The organism is Ramlibacter paludis (genome assembly GCF_022012305.1).
Classification (GTDB): domain Bacteria; phylum Pseudomonadota; class Gammaproteobacteria; order Burkholderiales; family Burkholderiaceae_C; genus Ramlibacter; species Ramlibacter paludis.
On sequence record NZ_JAKLTM010000002.1, the window covers coordinates 392194 to 409189 of the forward strand.

General features: G+C 68.8%; 17 protein-coding genes and 1 tRNA gene. 9 read left to right on the plus strand and 9 right to left on the minus strand.

Annotation, left to right across the window (positions count from 1 at the left end; genetic code table 11):
* Positions 1–150: 150 nt before the first annotated feature.
* The 3 genes from LZ009_RS08575 (at position 151) to LZ009_RS08585 (ending at position 2046) form a co-directional block, all read left to right on the plus strand.
* Entirely contained in the window at positions 151–330 is a 180-nt protein-coding gene (locus LZ009_RS08575; protein WP_275697487.1) for a hypothetical protein, read from the plus strand.
* Positions 331–454: 124 nt separating this feature from the next.
* Positions 455–1231: a hypothetical protein gene (locus LZ009_RS08580; protein ID WP_275697488.1), complete on the plus strand. Its 777-nt coding sequence runs from the start codon at positions 455–457 to the stop codon at positions 1229–1231.
* A gap of 122 nt (positions 1232–1353) precedes the next feature.
* Positions 1354–2046 (plus strand): hypothetical protein, encoded by a 693-nt coding sequence (locus LZ009_RS08585; RefSeq protein WP_275697489.1) that lies wholly within the window; start codon positions 1354–1356, stop codon positions 2044–2046.
* Between the two features lie 20 nt (positions 2047–2066).
* On the opposite strand, the gene LZ009_RS08590 is transcribed toward LZ009_RS08585, so the two are convergent.
* From LZ009_RS08590 to cysS, 8 genes are all read right to left on the minus strand, one after another.
* A complete protein-coding gene (locus LZ009_RS08590) occupies positions 2067–2255 on the minus strand; it encodes a hypothetical protein (RefSeq protein ID WP_275697490.1) in 189 nt (62 codons plus the stop codon).
* A 40-nt stretch (positions 2256–2295) separates the two neighbouring features.
* Positions 2296–2389: transfer RNA gene (locus LZ009_RS08595), tRNA-Ser, on the minus strand.
* Positions 2390–2407: 18 nt separating this feature from the next.
* On the minus strand, positions 2408–3697 hold the full coding sequence (locus LZ009_RS08600) for an aspartate kinase (RefSeq protein WP_275697491.1): 1290 nt from the start codon (positions 3695–3697) through the stop codon (positions 2408–2410).
* Positions 3698–3787: 90 nt separating this feature from the next.
* Positions 3788–4423: an energy transducer TonB gene (locus LZ009_RS08605; RefSeq protein ID WP_275697492.1), complete on the minus strand. Its 636-nt coding sequence runs from the start codon at positions 4421–4423 to the stop codon at positions 3788–3790.
* Positions 4424–4500: 77 nt separating this feature from the next.
* A complete protein-coding gene (tilS, locus tag LZ009_RS08610; RefSeq protein ID WP_430300216.1) occupies positions 4501–5481 on the minus strand; it encodes a tRNA lysidine(34) synthetase TilS in 981 nt (326 codons plus the stop codon).
* Positions 5444–6421: an acetyl-CoA carboxylase carboxyltransferase subunit alpha gene (locus tag LZ009_RS08615; RefSeq protein WP_275697494.1), complete on the minus strand. Its 978-nt coding sequence runs from the start codon at positions 6419–6421 to the stop codon at positions 5444–5446. The genes tilS and LZ009_RS08615 overlap by 38 nt, the downstream gene beginning before the upstream one ends.
* Positions 6422–6460: 39 nt before the next feature.
* Entirely contained in the window at positions 6461–7102 is a 642-nt protein-coding gene (locus tag LZ009_RS08620; RefSeq protein WP_275697495.1) for a DNA-3-methyladenine glycosylase family protein, read from the minus strand.
* A complete protein-coding gene (gene cysS, locus LZ009_RS08625; protein ID WP_275697496.1) occupies positions 7099–8475 on the minus strand; it encodes a cysteine--tRNA ligase in 1377 nt (458 codons plus the stop codon). Before cysS ends, LZ009_RS08620 begins: the two co-directional genes overlap by 4 nt.
* 176 nt (positions 8476–8651) lie before the next feature.
* On the opposite strand from cysS, the gene LZ009_RS08630 reads away from it, so the two are divergent.
* The 6 genes from LZ009_RS08630 to LZ009_RS08655 are packed head-to-tail and all read left to right on the plus strand — an operon-like array spanning position 8652 to position 13663.
* Positions 8652–9749 carry a nuclear transport factor 2 family protein gene (locus LZ009_RS08630; RefSeq protein ID WP_275697497.1) on the plus strand — a complete coding sequence of 366 codons (1098 nt, stop codon included), beginning with the start codon at positions 8652–8654 and terminating at the stop codon, positions 9747–9749.
* Between the two features lie 28 nt (positions 9750–9777).
* Complete coding sequence (locus LZ009_RS08635) at positions 9778–11037, plus strand: L,D-transpeptidase family protein (protein ID WP_430300217.1); 1260 nt, start codon at positions 9778–9780, stop codon at positions 11035–11037.
* Positions 11034–11621 carry a peptidylprolyl isomerase gene (locus LZ009_RS08640; protein ID WP_430300218.1) on the plus strand — a complete coding sequence of 196 codons (588 nt, stop codon included), beginning with the start codon at positions 11034–11036 and terminating at the stop codon, positions 11619–11621. The genes LZ009_RS08635 and LZ009_RS08640 overlap by 4 nt, the downstream gene beginning before the upstream one ends.
* 13 nt (positions 11622–11634) lie before the next feature.
* Positions 11635–12144 (plus strand): peptidylprolyl isomerase, encoded by a 510-nt coding sequence (locus LZ009_RS08645; RefSeq protein ID WP_275697499.1) that lies wholly within the window; start codon positions 11635–11637, stop codon positions 12142–12144.
* Positions 12141–12905 (plus strand): UDP-2,3-diacylglucosamine diphosphatase, encoded by a 765-nt coding sequence (locus tag LZ009_RS08650; protein WP_275697500.1) that lies wholly within the window; start codon positions 12141–12143, stop codon positions 12903–12905. The genes LZ009_RS08645 and LZ009_RS08650 overlap by 4 nt, the downstream gene beginning before the upstream one ends.
* Positions 12906–12907: 2 nt before the next feature.
* A complete protein-coding gene (locus tag LZ009_RS08655) occupies positions 12908–13663 on the plus strand; it encodes a M90 family metallopeptidase (protein ID WP_275697501.1) in 756 nt (251 codons plus the stop codon).
* Between the two features lie 49 nt (positions 13664–13712).
* Here the strand turns inward: LZ009_RS08655 and LZ009_RS08660 are convergent, their stop codons facing one another.
* Positions 13713–16685, minus strand: coding sequence for a DUF349 domain-containing protein (locus LZ009_RS08660; RefSeq protein WP_275697502.1), 2973 nt, complete (start codon positions 16683–16685; stop codon positions 13713–13715).
* Between the last annotated feature and the right edge of the window lie 311 nt (positions 16686–16996).

A 16996-nucleotide genomic window follows, 5' to 3' on the forward strand; every position in this document is an offset into this window, starting at 1 on the left:
ACCTGATCATTTGTCGGAAACCGCTGACCTCAACACGCGCACCGCCCTGTCACGCGGGTGCCATCTGCCGCCCCGATACTCCGTGCACTGCAGTCACACAGTCGGCGAAAAGCAGGAAGTAGCAGTAGCAGTACAGGGAACATAAAAATGATGAGCGACACGAGAACAGCATCGATGCTGCAGCGGGTACCGCAGATCCTGGCCGTCACGGCCAACTCCTACGGCCTGGCCTTCGAGGCCGGCCGTTCGCGCAGGCCCGCCGCCGCCGGCGACCGCCGCCGCGTGGCCCGGGACAGGAACCAGGACGGCAAGCCCTCCGCACAGCGATAGCTCGAAGACGTCTGGGAGAAGCAAAAAAGAGAAAAAGCCGCCTTCGGGCGGCTTTTTCATTCCAAAGGAGCATTAGCACGCCCCTGGCTGGAAGCTAGACTGCCCCGGTTTTCCAGGGAAGGACATGACAAACATCCTCAGGCGCGCGGTTGTCGCGCTCACCGTCGTGTTGCTTGCCGCGTGCGGGGGCGGCGGGGACCCGGACCCGGTTGCCAGCGCGCCTCCACCCGCGGACGTCCCGCCGGAAGTTCCGGCCTACGTTGCGCCACCGACGGTGGAGACCTTCCCCGTGGCTGCGGTGATGCGGCAGTTGGCCAAGGGCTATACCTTCACCGCGTTCGCCCCCGATCCGGACACCGGATTTCCATCCAGCTTGAGCACCGTCACCTATGCGCCGACGGGGCCCGGTGCTTTCGAGCGGCGCCAGGCGTTCGTGAAAGGCGAGGACCGCAGCGATTTCGTCGTGAACGCGGGCTTCACCGATGCAGGGCCCAACGGAGGATTGCGTTTCAATGCCTTCCGCTCTGCGACGGATCCGAAGTCGAAGTTCACCGTTGAGAACGACCTGCCGGAGACTGCAACTCCGGAAGCCGCCGGACCCGACGCTGACATCCTTTTCGCGCCCGCGGGGCATTCCCTGTTCAACAGCCTCCCTCTCTTCCTGTCTGGCCAATTTTCCCCGAATGAACATTGGGACTACAGCTGGCGCCTGTACCGACGCTCGCCGACGCGCGCGGAGCTTTGCTTGAACCTGAGGCGCATCACGGGCGATTTCTTCTTCTTTCTCTACGCCAACACCGACTGCTTCGAGATCGACGGCACCGGCGAGATCCAGAGGACCCGCATTGTTACCAAGAGAGGTTGCTGCAGGCTTCCCGTGATCACGACGAGTTACGAGTAGGCCGGACCCTCACGCTTAAGAAAATGACCGCCCTTCGGGCGGCCCATTTCACTTTGGCGAGGGACATGTGAAGTTCGAAGCATGGATAGACTGCCGGGTCGTTCCAAAAAAAATGCAGTCCCATGACCCAACACCTTCGTTTCCTTCAGGGGGCGATCGGCCCGCTTCTGCTGTCCTTGCTCGCAGCGTGCGGAGGTGGGGCCTCCGACCCGCCTAGAACAGAGGAGTTCGCGGTGGCCCCTGTGATGCGGCAGCTGGCCGCCGGGTTCAGCTTCTCCGCATCCATCACCGACCCGCAGACCGGCTCCGTGACCCACCGGACCACCGTCACCTACGCGGCCAAAGGTCCCGGAGCGTTCGAACGGCAGCAGACCTTCACGTCCGCGCAAAGCCGCGACCCTTCGCTCTGGAGCTCCACCTTCGTCGACTCCGCCGCCGGTGGCGGCCTGCGATTCACCGCATTCAACGGAGGTGGCACGCCTGGGCCGCTCGCCAACGTGCACGAACTGCCGGCAAAAGCGGTCCCGGACCTGGCCGAAGTCTTCCCAGGCAAACCGGAGCAGTTGCTGTTCACCACGGACAGCTTCCTCGGATCCGCCAGCATCGACCAATGGGCGTATCAGTGGAATCTGGTGCGCAAGTCGGACGTGCGAGCCGAACTCTGCCTGGCCACGCAGCGAATCAACCAGGGCATCAAGGCCCAGGTCTACACGGACTGCTTCGAAATCGATGGATCAGGCACGATCCTCAAGACCCGCACGGTTTTCCAGGCCCAGTGTTGCAGGCTGCCTGAGATCGTCGAGAAGTACGAATAAAGCGCCGGGCAGCCGGCTTCTCAATGACCGCGGCGCTCCCGCGCGCGCCGCACCTGACGGCTCTCCGTTGCGCGCCGCTCGGCCTCGCGCTTCGCTTCCTCCTTCGCCTTGCGCTTCGCGCGAAAGCCGCGCGACAGGGTGCGCGCCACGATGAACGTGAGGGCGAAGGAGAAGACGATGAAGAGCGTGGAGGCGAAGTCGCTGGGCATGGTGCGGAAAAGGAAAAAGCCGCCCGAGGGCGGCTTGTTCTGGAGGAGCGAGAGGGATTCGAACCCTCGATGCGGGTTTTAGCCCACATACTCCCTTAGCAGGGGAGCACCTTCGGCCACTCGGTCATCGCTCCGATGGAAGGCATTATGCCTCAAGACTTCCCGGCGGCGGCGGCCGGCTGGTCGAGGTCCAGGTCGAAAGCCTTGTGCAGCGCGCGCACGGCGAGCTCCATGTACTTCTCGTCGATCACCACCGAGGTCTTGATCTCGCTGGTCGAGATCATCTGGATGTTGATGCCCTCTTCCGACAGCGCGCGGAACATCTTGCTGGCGATGCCCACGTGGCTGCGCATGCCGATGCCGACGATGGAGACCTTGCAGATCTTGGTGTCGCCCTCGATGCGGTCGGTGCCCAGCGTGGGAACCACCTTGGTCTTCAGCACGTCGACCGTGCGCGCGTACTCGTTGCGGTGCACGGTGAAGCTGAAGTCGGTCTTGCCGTCGTGGCTGACGTTCTGGATGATGACGTCGACCTCGATGTTGGCGTCGGCCACCGCGCCGAGGATCTGGTAGGCGATGCCGGGACGGTCGGGCACGCCCAGGATGGAGACCTTGGCCTCGTCGCGGTTGAAAGCGATGCCGGATACGACGGCTTGTTCCATTTTCTCGTCTTCCTCAAAAGTGATCAGCGTGCCGGAGGCGGCTTCCTCGGCGATGGGGATGTCCCACGGCGTGAAGCTGGACAGCACGCGCAGCGGCACCTGGTACTTGCCGGCGAATTCGACCGAACGGATCTGCAGGACCTTGGAGCCCATCGAGGCCATTTCCAGCATTTCCTCGAAGCTCACGGTGGAGAGGCGGCGCGCTTCGGGCACCACGCGCGGGTCGGTGGTGTAGACGCCGTCGACGTCGGTGTAGATCAGGCACTCCGCGGCCTTCAGCGCAGCGGCCACCGCGACCGCGGAGGTGTCGCTGCCGCCGCGGCCGAGCGTCGTGATGTGGCCGTCGTCGTCCACGCCCTGGAAGCCCGCGATGATGACGACCTTGCCGGCGGCGAGGTCGCTGCGCACGCGCTCGTCGGCGATCGATTCGATGCGGGCCTTGGTGTACGCGTTGTTGGTGCGGATCGGCACCTGCCAGCCCGCGTAGCTCACGGCCGGGATGCCTTCGGCGTGCAGCGCCAATGCCAGCAGGCCGACCGAGACCTGTTCCCCGGTGGAAGCGAGCATGTCGAGTTCGCGCTGCACGGCTTCGTCGTGGCGCGCCGGGGCGACTTCCTTGGCCAGCCCGAGCAGGCGGTTGGTCTCGCCGCTCATGGCGCTGGGAACCACCACCATCTGGTGGCCGGCGCGCACCCACTTGGCCACGCGCTTGGCGACGTTGCGGATGCGCTCGGTCGAGCCCATCGACGTGCCGCCGTATTTGTGAACGATCAATGCCATCGGAACCGGGGAGTTGATGACTGCGGCCGCGGATCGGTCCAGCGGTGGACCGTGGGCGCAGAACCCCGGGATTATACCTAGGCGAAAAAGCTAGTCGTACTTGTACGCCAGCTCGGTCTCGATGGTCAGCACCTCGTCGACGGGCTGGAATTTCCAGTTGCTCACCGCGTCGACCGAGGGCCGGTTGAGCGAGCGGTTGGTGCTGGACACCACCTTCACGTTGGCGGTGGAGCCGTCGGGGTTGAGGTCGAAGGCCACCCGCACGACGCCGGACGGGCGCTCGCGCATCAGCGCGGCGGGCAGCTTGGGATCGTCGGTGCGCAGCGGCACGACTTCCAGGCGGGGCTGCGGCGGCTCGGGCAGCGGCGGCACGGCGGCCAGGGCTTCGGGCAAAGGCGCGGGCGTTGGGGCGGCTTCGACGGCCGGGGCCGGCGCGGCCGGACGCGCAGCGGCTACGGGCTCGGGCCGCGGCGCCTTCTTCAACTCCACCGGCGCCGGAGCAGGTGCCGGCGCGGGCGCAGGCGCCGGCTTCGCGCGCGAAGGCGCGTTGGCGTTCTGCAGGATGAAGCGGTAAGGACTGTTCGCCTGGCGCTGCACGGCTTCGCTCGGCGCGGTCTGCCCGAAAGCCGGCTGCATTCCAGTGATGGCTGCGAATCCCAGTCCCGCGGTCAGGACCCAGGCGCCGCCGGCCTTGTGGGCCAGGACGCCGCATCGGTGCATGTGCATGCGCTCCCCTCTTCTCGGCGGCATTCTAGGAGCGGCCTGCCCGCGGTCGAGTTGGGGTTAGTGTGGATGCCGGTGGCCTAATTCGCGGAATAGGCCAGCCGCTCGCCCTGCCGTTCGACCAGCCCGGCGCCGACCTTGATCCGGATCTGGTGGCCCCGGGTCCGGCAGTCGGCCACCTGGTCCAGCAGCTCCTCGAGCTGCGCCGCGCTGGCCGCGGCGTTGTGCGCCACCTTCAGCCAGTGCCGCAGCACGTTGCCCTGGCGCGAGCGCGCCAGTTGCTGCAGTGCGGTGATGGCGGGCACGCCGCCCATGCGGGCCAGGTCCTCCACCGCCACCGTCTCCAGCAGCTCCTGCGCCTGCGCCGCGTGGCGCGAGGAGCGCGCGAAAGTCTCCCGGAACTGGGGGAAGGCCTCCTCCAGCGCGGGCAGCAGCAGGTGCCGGATGCGGTTGCGGGTGAAAGCGACGTCGGTGTTGGTGGGGTCTTCGACCACGGGCACGCGCTGCTGCGCAATCCACTCGCGAATCGATGGCGCGGAGAGGGCCAGCAGCGGCCGCACGAACAGCACGCCATCGCGCTGGAAAACCGGCGCCATGGCGGCGAGCCCCGGCAGGCCGGCGCCCCGGCTCAGCGCCAGCAGCAGGGTCTCGACCTGGTCGTCCGCATGCTGTCCGAGCAGCACCGCCTGCACGCCGCCGTCGCGCGCGGCGCGGGCCAGCGCCTGGTAGCGCGCATTGCGGGCGGCGTCCTCGGGGCTTTCGCCGGGCGCGTTGCCGGCGGCGACCCGCCGCACGTCCAGCGGCACGTTGATGGCAGCACAGACGCCGCGGCAATGCAGCTCGAAGTCATCGGCCGCGTCCTGCAGTCCGTGGTGCACGTGGATGGCGCGCACCTGCCCCGGCCAGCGTTCGGCCGCGGCGAGCAGGAGGACGGTGGAATCGGCGCCGCCGCTGAAGGCGACGGCCAGGGGCAAGGGCAGTTGCAATTCGGCGAGCGCGACGCGCGCCGGGTTGACGCCGGGGTCAGGCGGCTTCGGCCTTGGTGTCGTTGAAGCGGCCATAGCTTTGCAGCCGCTCGTAACGCCGCTCCAGCAGTTCGCGCACCTTCAGGTCGGCCAGCTGCCGCCAGGCGTCGTTCAGGGCGCGCTTGAGGAAAGCGGCCATCTGCCGGTGGTCGCGGTGGGCGCCGCCCACCGGTTCGTTGACGATCTTGTCGACCAGGCCCAGGGCCTTGAGGCGGTGCGCGGTGATGCCCATGGCATCGGCCGCGTCCTGCGCCTTCTCGGAGGTCTTCCAGAGGATGGAAGCGCAGCCCTCGGGGCTGATCACCGAGTAGATGGAGTACTGCAGCATCAGCACCTGGTCGGCCACCGAGATGGCCAGCGCGCCGCCGGAGCCGCCCTCGCCGATCACCGTGGTGATGATGGGCACTTCCAGCTGCGCCATCTCGAAGATGTTGCGGCCGATGGCTTCCGACTGGCCGCGTTCCTCGGCGTCGATGCCGGGATAGGCACCGGGCGTGTCGACGAAGGTGAACACCGGCAGCTTGAACTTCTCGGCGGTCTTCATCAGGCGCAGGGCCTTGCGGTAGCCCTCGGGCCGGCTCATGCCGAAGTTGCGCAGCGCGCGTTCCTTGGTGTCGCGGCCCTTCTGGTGGCCCAGCACCATGCAGGCGTTGCCGTTGAAGCGGGCCAGGCCGCCGACGATCGACTGGTCGTCCGAGAAATGCCGGTCACCGTGCATCTCGACGAAATCCGTGAAGATCTCGTTGATGTAGTCCATGGTGTAAGGCCGCTCGGGATGCCGCGCGATCTTGGTGATCTGCCACGGGCTCAGCTGGGCGTAGATGTCCTTGGTGAGCTGCTGGCTCTTCTTGCCCAGCTGCTCGATCTCCTCGGAGATGTCCACCGCCGACTCGGTCTGCACGTAGCGCAGTTCCTCGATCTTGGTTTCCAGCTCCGCAATCGGGGTCTCGAAATCCAGGAAGGTTCTTTTGGCCAAGCGTCTGTCCTCTCAATGCCCTGCGCCGCACGGCTGAGCCTAGTAGGCCACCGGCAGCGGGTCGAGCGATCTCCAAATATACCAAGTCGCGACACTGCAATAGGGGTTCCAGGCCGCGGCCACCTCGCGCGCGTCGCTGCGGCTGACGGCCTCGCCCGAGAAATAGTTCTTGCTGATGCCGCTGATGAGCCCCACGTCGTCCAGCGGCAACACGTTGGGCCGCATCAGGTGGAAGATCAGGAACATCTCGGCGGTCCAGCGGCCGATGCCGCGGATGCCGACCAGCTCGGCGATGATGTCCTCGTCCTCCATCGCCCGCCACGAATCCACGTGGATGGCGCCGGAGTCGAAGTGCAGCGCCAGGTCGACCAGGTACTCGATCTTGCGGGCCGACAGGCCGGCCGCGCGCATGTCGTCCACCTTCAGCTTCAGCACGCTGGCCGGCGTCATGCCGCGCTTGGGCAGCGCCGCGAACTTGTCCCAGACGCTCTGCGCGGCCTTCACCGAGATCTGCTGGCCGACGATGCTGCGCGCGAGCGTCGTGAAGGCATCGCCGCGCGACTGCAGGCAGGCGTTGCCGAACAGCGGGATGATGCGCTTCATCACCCGGTCCTTCTTCGTCAGGTACTTGCGCGCCTCTTCCCAGTATTCGGGCGTGACCAGCGCGATTTCTTCGCTCAAGTCGCGGCCTCCCAGGTCGTGCCGGCGGCCGAGTCCTTCAGCACGATGCCTTGCGCCAGCAGCTCCTGGCGGATGCGGTCGGCCTCGGCAAAATTCTTCGCCTTCTTGGCGGCGGCACGCGCCTCGATCCGCTGCTGGATGGTCGCTTCGTCGAGGGTGGTGCCGGCGCGCAGGAACTCGCGCGGGTCGCCCTGCAGGATGCCCAGCGTGCCGGCCAGTGCCTTCAGCAGGCCTGCCAGCGCCGCGGACTTGCTGCGGTTGATCTCGGCCGCGAGGTCGAACAGCACGGCCACCGCCTCCGGCGTGCCGAAGTCGTTGTCCATCGCCGCCTTGAAGCGCGCGGCATGCGGCAAGGACCAGTCGATGGGCGCTTCCTGCGGTGGCACGGCGTCGAGCGCCGTGTACAGGCGGCGCAGGCTGGCGCGCGCGTCGTCGAGATGCTTGTCGCTCCAGCCCAGCTCGCTGCGGTAGTGGCCGCGCAGCAGGAAGAAGCGCACGGTCTGGGCGTCGTAATGCGCGAGCACGTCCGGCACGCTGAAGAAGTTGCCCAGCGACTTGGACATCTTGTCGCCGTCGATGTTCAGGAAGCCGTTGTGCATCCAGGTGCGCGCGAGTTCGGTCCCGAACGCGCCTTCGCTCTGGGCGATCTCGTTCTCGTGGTGCGGAAAGATCAGGTCGATGCCGCCGCCGTGGATGTCGATCGGCTGGCCGAGGATGCTGCGCGCCATCGCGGAGCACTCGATGTGCCAGCCGGGGCGGCCGATGCCGTAGGGGCTCTCCCACTTCGCGTCCGGCGGCTCGGCCGGCTTGGCGCTCTTCCAGAGCACGAAGTCGAGCGGATCGTGCTTGCCTTCCAGCACGGCGACGCGCTCGCCCGCTTGCAGTTCGTCCAGCGACTTGCCCGAAAGCTTGCCGTAGCCGGGCAAGGCACGCACCGAAAAGTTCACGTCGCCGCTGTCGGCGTGGTACGCGAGGCCCTTGCGTTCGAGCAGCTGCACGATTTCCACCATCTGCGGAATGTAGTCGGTGGCGCGCGGATCGTGCGTCGGCCGCAGGACGCCCAGCGCGTCGTAGTCGGCGTACATCAGCGCGGTCATGCGGTCGGCCAGCGCCCGCACCGGCTCGCCGTTCTCCACGGCGCGCTTGATCATCTTGTCGTCGATGTCCGTGATGTTGCGCACGAACTCCACCTGCAGCCCGCCGGCTTCCAGCCAGCGCCGCACCACGTCGAAGCCGACCGCCGAACGGGCGTTGCCGATGTGCGGACGGTCGTAGACCGTGACGCCGCAGACGTACATGCGCACCCGACCGGGCTCAAGCGGTGAAAATTCCTCCAATTCACGCGTGAGCGTGTTGTAGATGCGCAGGGTCATGGGTTCTCGTTGGGCGCCGCCGGCGATGCTTGCTGGCGACGGGGCGCCTGTCCGTGGGCCTGAATGTTGTTCCAGCAGCAGCGGACTGTCCCGCGCAAGCGGCCCCCGGCTACAATCGGCACGCAGTATAGCCCCCTGTGCGGGCTAGCTTTCGCGGTGGAGCAACCAGAGGCCTTATGACGCTTGCGCGTAACAAACTACCCAGAACACTGGCCCTTGCAGTCGTGGCCGCCGCGCTCATGGCCGGCGCCGGCATCGCCCGCGCCGACGAGTACGGCGACGTCAACCAGCTCCTGCGTTCCGGCAAGCTGGCCGAAGCCCTGACCAAGGCCGACCAGTACCTGGCGTCCAAGCCCAAGGACCCGCAGATGCGGTTCATGAAGGGCGTGATCCAGACCGAGTCGGGCAAGCCGAACGACGCCATCGCCACCTTCCAGAAGCTGACCGAGGACTATCCCGAGCTGCCGGAGCCGTACAACAACCTCGCCGTGCTCTACGCCGGCCAGGCCCAGTTCGACAAGGCGCGTGCCGCGCTCGAAATGGCGATCCGCACCAATCCCAGCTACGCCACCGCGCACGAGAACCTCGGCGACGTGTACGCCAAGCTGGCCAGCCAGGCCTACAGCCGCGCGCTGCAGCTCGATGCCGGCAACGCGCAGGTGCAGCCCAAGCTGGCGCTGATCCGCGAACTGTTCTCCACCAGCCCGCGCGCGCCGTCCGCGCGCACCGGCGGCAACATCCCCGCGCCCGCGATCGCCGCCGCTCCGGCCCCGGCCGCCAAGCCCGCGCCCGCGCCCGCTCCGGTGATCGCAGCCGCGCCCGCTCCGGCACCCGCTCCCGCCGCCAAGCCCGCGCCGGCTCCGGCGCCGGTGGCTGCTGCCACGCCCGCGCCTGCCCCCGCCGCGCCGGCCGCCCCCGCCGCCGCATCGGCCGGCGCCGGCAAGGAAGTCGAAGCCGCCGTGCTGGCCTGGGCCAACGCCTGGTCGTCCAAGGACATGAACGGCTACCTGGGCGCCTACGGCAAGGAATTCGATCCGCCGGGCAAGCTGTCGCGCAAGGCCTGGGAAGACGAGCGCCGCGCGCGCATCGTCGGCAAGTCGCACATCTCGGTGAAGATCACCGACATGAACGTCTCGGTCACCGGCAACAAGGCCGTGGCCCGCTTCAAGCAGGACTACGTGGCCGACAGCCTGAAGGTCAACAGCCGCAAGACGCTGGAACTGGTGAAGAGCGGCGACCGCTGGGCGATCGTGCGCGAAAGCACCGGGGCCTGACCCGGCCCGCGCAGCGAAAGCGAAGGTTGTGCAGTTGAACCCGCTCCGCTCCCCCCGCAAGCTGGCCCGCCTGTTGCTGGTTCTGGGCTGCGCCGCCGGCCTGCTGGCCGCCGCCCAGGCGGCGCCGCAACGCAAGGCAGCCCCTCACCGTTCCCCCGCGCCCGTGCCCCAGGTGCGCGACGGCGAGGCCGAAGCCAAGCTGATCGAGATCTACAAGCTGATCGGCCAGGCGCAGACCCGCCAGGCCCTGGCCAAGGCCGAGACGCTGGTCAAGGACCATCCCAATTTCCAGCTGGCACAGCTGGTCTACGGCGACCTGCTGACGATGCAGCAGCGGCCCGTGCGCAGCTTCGGCGACGTGCCCGACACCACCGCCAAGAGCGGCGCGCAGATGCTGTCGGAACTGCGCGAGGAATCCCAGCTGCGCATGCGCGCGCTGCGCGAGCGCCCGCCGGCCGACGCGGTGCCGGCGCAGTTCCTGCAGCTGTCGCCGCGCAGCAAGCATGCGATCGCGATCGACACCTCGCGGGCGCGCCTGTACCTGTTCGAGAACCAGCCGACCGGCCTGAAGCTGATCGCCGACTACTACATCTCGGTGGGCAAGCTGGGCGTGGAGAAGACGGAAGAAGGCGACCTGCGCACGCCGCTGGGCGTCTACTACGTCACCAGCAACCTCGACCCGAAGTCGCTCAAGGACTTCTACGGCGCCGGCGCCCTGCCGATCAACTATCCCAACCCCTACGATGCGCGGCGCGGCAAGACCGGCCGCGGCATCTGGCTGCACGGCACGCCGCCCACCCAGTTCTCGCGCGCGCCCAAGGCCACCGACGGCTGCGTGGTGCTGGCCAACCCGGACCTGCAGCGCATCATCCGCACCGTCGAGGTCCGCACGACGCCGGTGGTGATCGCCACCTCGCTGCGCTGGGTGCCCCCGACCGCCGTCGCCGCGGATTCGCGCCGCTTTGCCGACGTGCTGCAGGCCTGGCGCGCCGCCAAGGCCAGCGGCGACCTCGAGCGCATGCTCAGCTTCTACACGCCCGACTTCACCATCAACGGCAAGTCCATCGCCCAATGGTCGCCGGTGCTGAAGGTGGAGCTCGGCCGCGCGCGCGGCAAGGACATCGAGCTGAAGGACCTGTCGTACCTGCGCTGGACCGACGCCGCCGACACCATGGTGGTAACCTTCGGCGAGGTGCCCACCGGGGCCCGCACGGGCCCGGTGAAGCGCCAGTACTGGGTGCGGCAAGGCCCGCACTGGAAGATCTTCTTCGAAGGAGTCATCGGTTGAATTTTTCCCAGACGCGCCGCGCCTTCGCGGCGCTGGCGCTTGGCGCCAGCATTTGTGCGACCGGCTTTGCCGCCGACGCGCCCCGCGTGAAGCTCGCCACCACGGCGGGCGACATCGTCATCGAGGTCTATCCGGACAAGGCGCCCAAGACCGCCGAGAACTTCCTGCAGTACGTGCGCGACAAGCACTATGACGGCACGATCTTCCACCGCGTGATCGACCGCTTCATGATCCAGGGCGGCGGCTTCGACGCCAAGATGAACGAAAAGCCCACGCGGCCGCCGATCGTGCTGGAAGCGAAGGACGCCTTCGCCAAGGGCCTGAAGAACGTGCCCGGCACCATCGCCATGGCGCGCACCAGCGACCCCAACTCCGCCACCGGCCAGTTCTTCATCAACGTCGTCGACAACACCAGCCGCCTCGACCCGACCGAGCGCAACCCGGGCTACACCGTGTTCGGCAAGGTGGTGAGCGGCATGGACGTGGTCGAGAAGATCAAGGGCGTGCCCACCGGCAGCTCTGGCATGCATGGCGACGTGCCCGTGACGCCGGTGGTGATCAACACGGCCACCATCGTCAAGTAAGAAAGGACCCGCCATGAACCCCAAGGTCGAACTCCACATCCACGACTACGGCGTCGTCACGCTCGAACTCGACGAACAGAAGGCGCCCAAGACGGTCGCCAACTTCCTGAACTACGTGAAGAAGGGCCACTACGACGGCACCATCTTCCACCGCGTCATTCCGGGCTTCATGGTGCAGGGCGGCGGCTTCCAGCCCGGCATGTCGCAGAAGCCCACCGACGCGCCGGTGGAGAACGAGGCCACCAACGGCCTGAAGAACGACAACTACACGGTGGCGATGGCGCGCACCAACGACCCGCACTCGGCGTCGGCGCAGTTCTTCATCAACGTGGCCGACAACGACTTCCTGAACCACACCCGTCCCGACGCGCGCGGCTGGGGCTATGCCGTGTTCGGCAAGGTGGTGGGCGGCAAGGACGTGGTCGACAGGATCAAGGGCGTGCGCACCGGCCGCAAGGGCTTCCACGACGACGTGCCGAACGAAGACGTGGTGATCGAGAAGGCGGTCGTCGTCGGCGCGTGACGCCCGCGGCGCACGAACTCGTCGCGCCGCCCGCCTGGCGCGACGTCGAATTCATCTCCGACCTGCACCTGCAGGCCTCGCAGCCGGCGACGGTCGCGGCCTGGCGCGCCTACATGCAGGGCGTGCGGGCCGACGCCCTGTTCATCCTCGGCGACCTGTTCGAGGCCTGGATCGGCGACGACAGCGCCGCCGAGCCCGGCTTCGAGGCGGAGTGCGCGCAGGTGTTGCACGCGACCGCGCAGCGCCTGCCGGTCTTCTTCCTGCACGGCAACCGCGATTTCCTGCTCGGATCGGCGATGGCCGAGCGTTCCGGCCTGCAACTGCTGCCCGACCCCACCGTGTTCACCTTCGGCGCCACCCGCTGGCTGCTGTCGCACGGCGACGCGCTGTGCCTGGACGACGTCGACTACCAGGCTTTCCGCAAGCAGGTCCGCAATCCGGCCTGGCAGGCCGCCGTGCTGGCGCGCCCGCTGGCCGAGCGCCGGATGATGGCCAAGGCCCTGCGCAGCGAAAGCGAGAACCTCAAGCGCGGCGACACCGTCTATGCCGACGTCGACCACCCGGCCGCGCTGACGTGGCTGGAGGCGGCGCGGGCCGATCACCTGTTGCACGGCCACACGCACCGGCCGGGCGAACAGGCCATGGCGGCCCAGCACCGCCGCATCGTGCTGAGCGACTGGGACGCCGAGGCGCAGCCGCCGCGCGCCGAAGCACTGCGCCTGAACCGCGACGGCGGCATCCGGCGCATCGCGCTGGCCTGACCATGCTGGGCTGGCTGCGCCGCCGCAGCGCGCCGCCGGATCTGCCGGATGCGCTGTGGCAGCGCACCTTGCGCGCCTATCCCTTCCTGGCCGCCCGCGAAGCCACGGAGATCGCGAGGCTGCGCGCCCTGGCGGCCCAATTCCTGCGCGACAAGGAATTCCATGGCGCCGACGGCCTCGCCATCACCGACGAAATCGCGCTGGCCATCGCGGCGCAGGCGGTGCTGCCCGTGCTGCACCTCGGCCTGCGCTGGTACGACGATTTCGTCGGCATCGTGGTGCACCGCGACGAAGTGGTCGCGCGGCGCACATTGACGGACGAAGCCGGCGTCGTCCACGCCTACGACGAAGTCCTGGCCGGCGAATCGATGGAGGGCGGGCCCGTCATGTTGAACTGGCGCGACGTGTCCGAGGCGGGCGCGTCCGCGGAAGTGGGCTACAACGTGGTGATCCACGAGTTCGCCCACAAGATCGACACGCGCGACGGCGCGGCCGATGGCTGCCCGCCGATGCCGACGCGGGAAGCGCGCGCGCAGTGGCTGGCCGTGATCGAGCCGGAGTACGCGCGCTTTCGCGAACAGGTGATCGTCGCCGAGCGCTTCGGCGGCGCGCAGCCCTGGCTCGATGACTATGGCGCGACCGACATGGGCGAGTTCTTCGCCGTGGCCTGCGAGGCGTATTTCGTGAACCGCGCGCGGTTCGCGCAGGAGTTCCCGGCGCTGGTGCCGCTGTTCGACGGGTTCTTCATCAAGCGGTAGGCCGGGGTTTCCACCCCGGCCTGCGAAAGCCGATCCAGCGGCTGCGCGCTTATTTGCGCAACAGGGCCTTCAACGCATTCTGCAAGCGCCGCGCCGCACCCGCCTCGAACGGCGTCGCGAGCACCTTCGCCACGTCCGCGCCCCAGGTCTCCTGCGGCGACGGGTCATGGCGCTTCGTCAGCAGCTGCAGCTGCATCATGCGGCGCGCGCTGATCTGCTCGGCCGGCGTAGGAACGTCGGCCGCGATCTCCAGGCGCAGCAGCGATTCGCCCGCGTCGCCCGCACCGGGCTTGCCCAGCGCCTGGGTCCAGCCCTGGCGCGCCGAAGCAGCCACGGCCTTGCCGAGCTCGTGCTGGCTCGGCACCTGCTCCGCCGAACGCTGCTCCCACGCGGTCATCAGCTGCGTCAAGGCCTCGCCATGCGCCTGCGCGGCCAGCTTGCGCAGCGCCGCCTGCGCGTGCTCCAGCGCGTCGCGCTGCGCGCGGAAGGCGGTGTCGCCCAGGCGCGGGCCGCGGTCCTCGCGCGGCTCGTCGCGGCCGAAGCCCCGATCGCGGCCAAAGCCGCCACGGTCGCCGCCGGGCCCGCCGCGGCCGGGGCCGCCAGGACCGCCGGGGCCGGGCCGGCGGCTGTCGAACTTGCCGCCGCGCCCCATGGGGGCGGCCTGCTCGGGACGGCGCGCGCCGGGACGGTCATCCCCGCGCATGGCCACCACCGGTTTGGGCGTGGGCTTCGGCGCCGCGGGCGCGGCAGCTGGTGCTTCGCCCTCGCCCTCGCCTTCGGCGGCGGGCGTCGCTTCCGCTCCTTCGGCAGCAGGCGCTGCAGCCGCCGCGGGCGCAGCAGCCGCCGGCGCCGCAGCCGCGGCATCGTCACGCGCGCGCAGCGCCTGCTCCAGCGCCGCCATCGCGGTGCGGATCTTCTGGGCGTCGCCGCTGGCGGTCGCCTCTTCCACGGCCTTCGACGCATCGAGCACGGCGCGGTCGCGCGTGCTCATGGCCGAAGCCGCCTTCTCGCGCTCCGCGGTCTTGCGGTTGAACGCATCGTCGATGGGCTTGCGGAACGCGTCCCACAGCTTCTGTTCCTGCTTGCGGTCCAGCGGCACGGCCTGCGCCTCGTGCTGCCAGCGCTGCTGCAGCGACTTGACGGCATCGATGCGCAGCATGGGCGCGTCGCCCAAGGCCTTGGCTTCCTCGATCATGGCGTTGCGCCGCTCGATGCTGGCCTTCTGCGCGCGGTCCAGGGGCGCGGCGGCCAGGCCGATCGCTTCCTTCCACATCGGCTGCATTTCGGCAAAGGCCTTCTCGCTCAGGTGGCCGGCTTCGCGCCAGCGGTCCGAGAACTGGTGGATGGCGCGGTTGAAGCCCTTCCAGTCGCCGTCGATCGCGTCGGGATACTTGGCGGCCCAGGCCTTGACCTCCTCGATCAGGCCGAGGCGGGTGGCGCGGTGTTCGGCGGCCTCGCCCTTGACCTTGTCCAGCCACTCCTGCACCACCTTGTAGGCTTCGTTGCAGGCTTCGTCGAAACGCTTCCACAGCGCGTGGTTCGGCGGGCCGCCCTGGTCGACCTGCTTCCACTGGTCGCGCAGCGAGCGCAGCGCTTCCTGCATCTTGCGGCCGCCGTAGCGCGGCTTGCGGGCGACGGCGGGCGCGGCGGCGGCCTTGGCCCGGACGCGCGGCGCGTGCGTGGCTTCACCGGCGGCTTCCGTTGCAGCCGGCGCTTCGGCCGCGCCCGGGGTCTCGGCCGCAGCCGAGGCTTCCACCACGGGGGCTTCGGACGCAGGCGTTTCGGCCACCGGCGCTTCAGCGACCGGCGTTTCCACGACCGGGGTGTCCGCCGCCGGCGTCGCATCGGCGGCCGGCGCGGCTTCGGTGGTGGACGCAGCAGCAGGAGCGGCGCCAGCCGCACGCGCTTCGGCGGCCGCGCGATTGCGCGCAATGCCGACCGGCTCGAACAGTGCTTCCGCCTTGGCGACCAGTTCCTGGCGCAGCTGGTCGGCGCGCCAGCGCTGCCAGCCTTCCAGCTCGGTGGCGGCGGTCAACGCGGCATGGGCCTGCGTCTCCAGCTTGTCGTCCACCAGCTTGCCGTGTTCCTTCAGCGCACTGCGCAGCGCATTCGCGGCGCCGGCGCTGGCCTTGCCGTGGCCTTGCGCGATTTCGGCTTCGAGCTTGGCCATCGCCTCGCCGACCACCTGCTGCGCCTTGGCGCGCAGTTCGGGGTCCACCGGGGGCCGGGGTGCCTTGGGCGCCTTGGCGGGCGCCGCTTCGGCCGGCAGCCCGCGGCCCTGGCGCAGTTCGTCGGCCCACACGGGCACGGGCGGCAGCGGCGCGTTGGCGTCGTCGGCGGCCGCCACGGCTTGCGTCAGCGCACTCTGGAAGGCGTCCCACACCACCTGCAGCTGGTTGCGCGAGGCCTCCAGCAGGGGCGGGAACTTGGCGTCCACGCTGCCCCAGTTGGCGTCATCCAGCAGCGCCTGGGCCTGCGATTGCCATTGCGGCACGTCGGCGCGCAGCGCTTCGACGGCGGCCTGGGCATCGCGCCAGGATTTGGTGGAAAGCACCTCGATGCGCTGGGCCAGCAACACGGCGGCCTCGCGCTGCACCTGCACGCGCGTCTGCAGGTCTTCGATGCCCTTGATGCGTTCGGCCAGTTCGGCCTTGACGCTCGCCAGCGGCTCGCGGCTCAGCGGCGCGCCGGCCTTGGCGGCGTCGCGCTGCCAGGCCATCGCATCGGCGATGTTCAGGCGCGGCTGGCCCAGCATGGCGCGCGCCTTCTCGGCCCATTCGGCGCCGATGGCCTCCTGGCCCTTGGCGCGCTTGATCTCATCGAGCTTCTCGCGCAGCAGGCGGGCGGCGCCCTTGTCGCGCGCGCTGAGTTCCCGGAAGACCTCCTGCATCTGTTCGGCGCTGGGTTGCGCGGCCAGCCAGTCGCGGACGCGAGCGGCGCGCTCACCGGAAGTAGGCGCGGAAAAAGCACCACCCGTCAGGGCGTCGAGCGACTGGGTGTCGTGGGGTTTGAGAGAGCTCACTGCGGAATTCTTCGAAAAGGAAAGGAAAGCCCCCAGGCGGGGGCACCCTCTATTCTCGCCGCGAATTCGTCCTCTCGTGCGCCCGCCTACGGCGGCGCTCCGGACCGCGCGGAATAACATGCAGCGCGGTCCCGCTTGCGCGGAGGATCCGGCTTTGCCGGGCCTCTGCGCACCGATCGAGCTGCCACTCGAAAATCACGCAGTGATTTTCGAGTGAACAAATAGATAGCCCGGCCAGGTAGCCTGAAGCCGCCTGCCGGGCTGGACGGCCGACCCACGTCGACGCCGTCTGGGTTCGCAACACGGAGGTT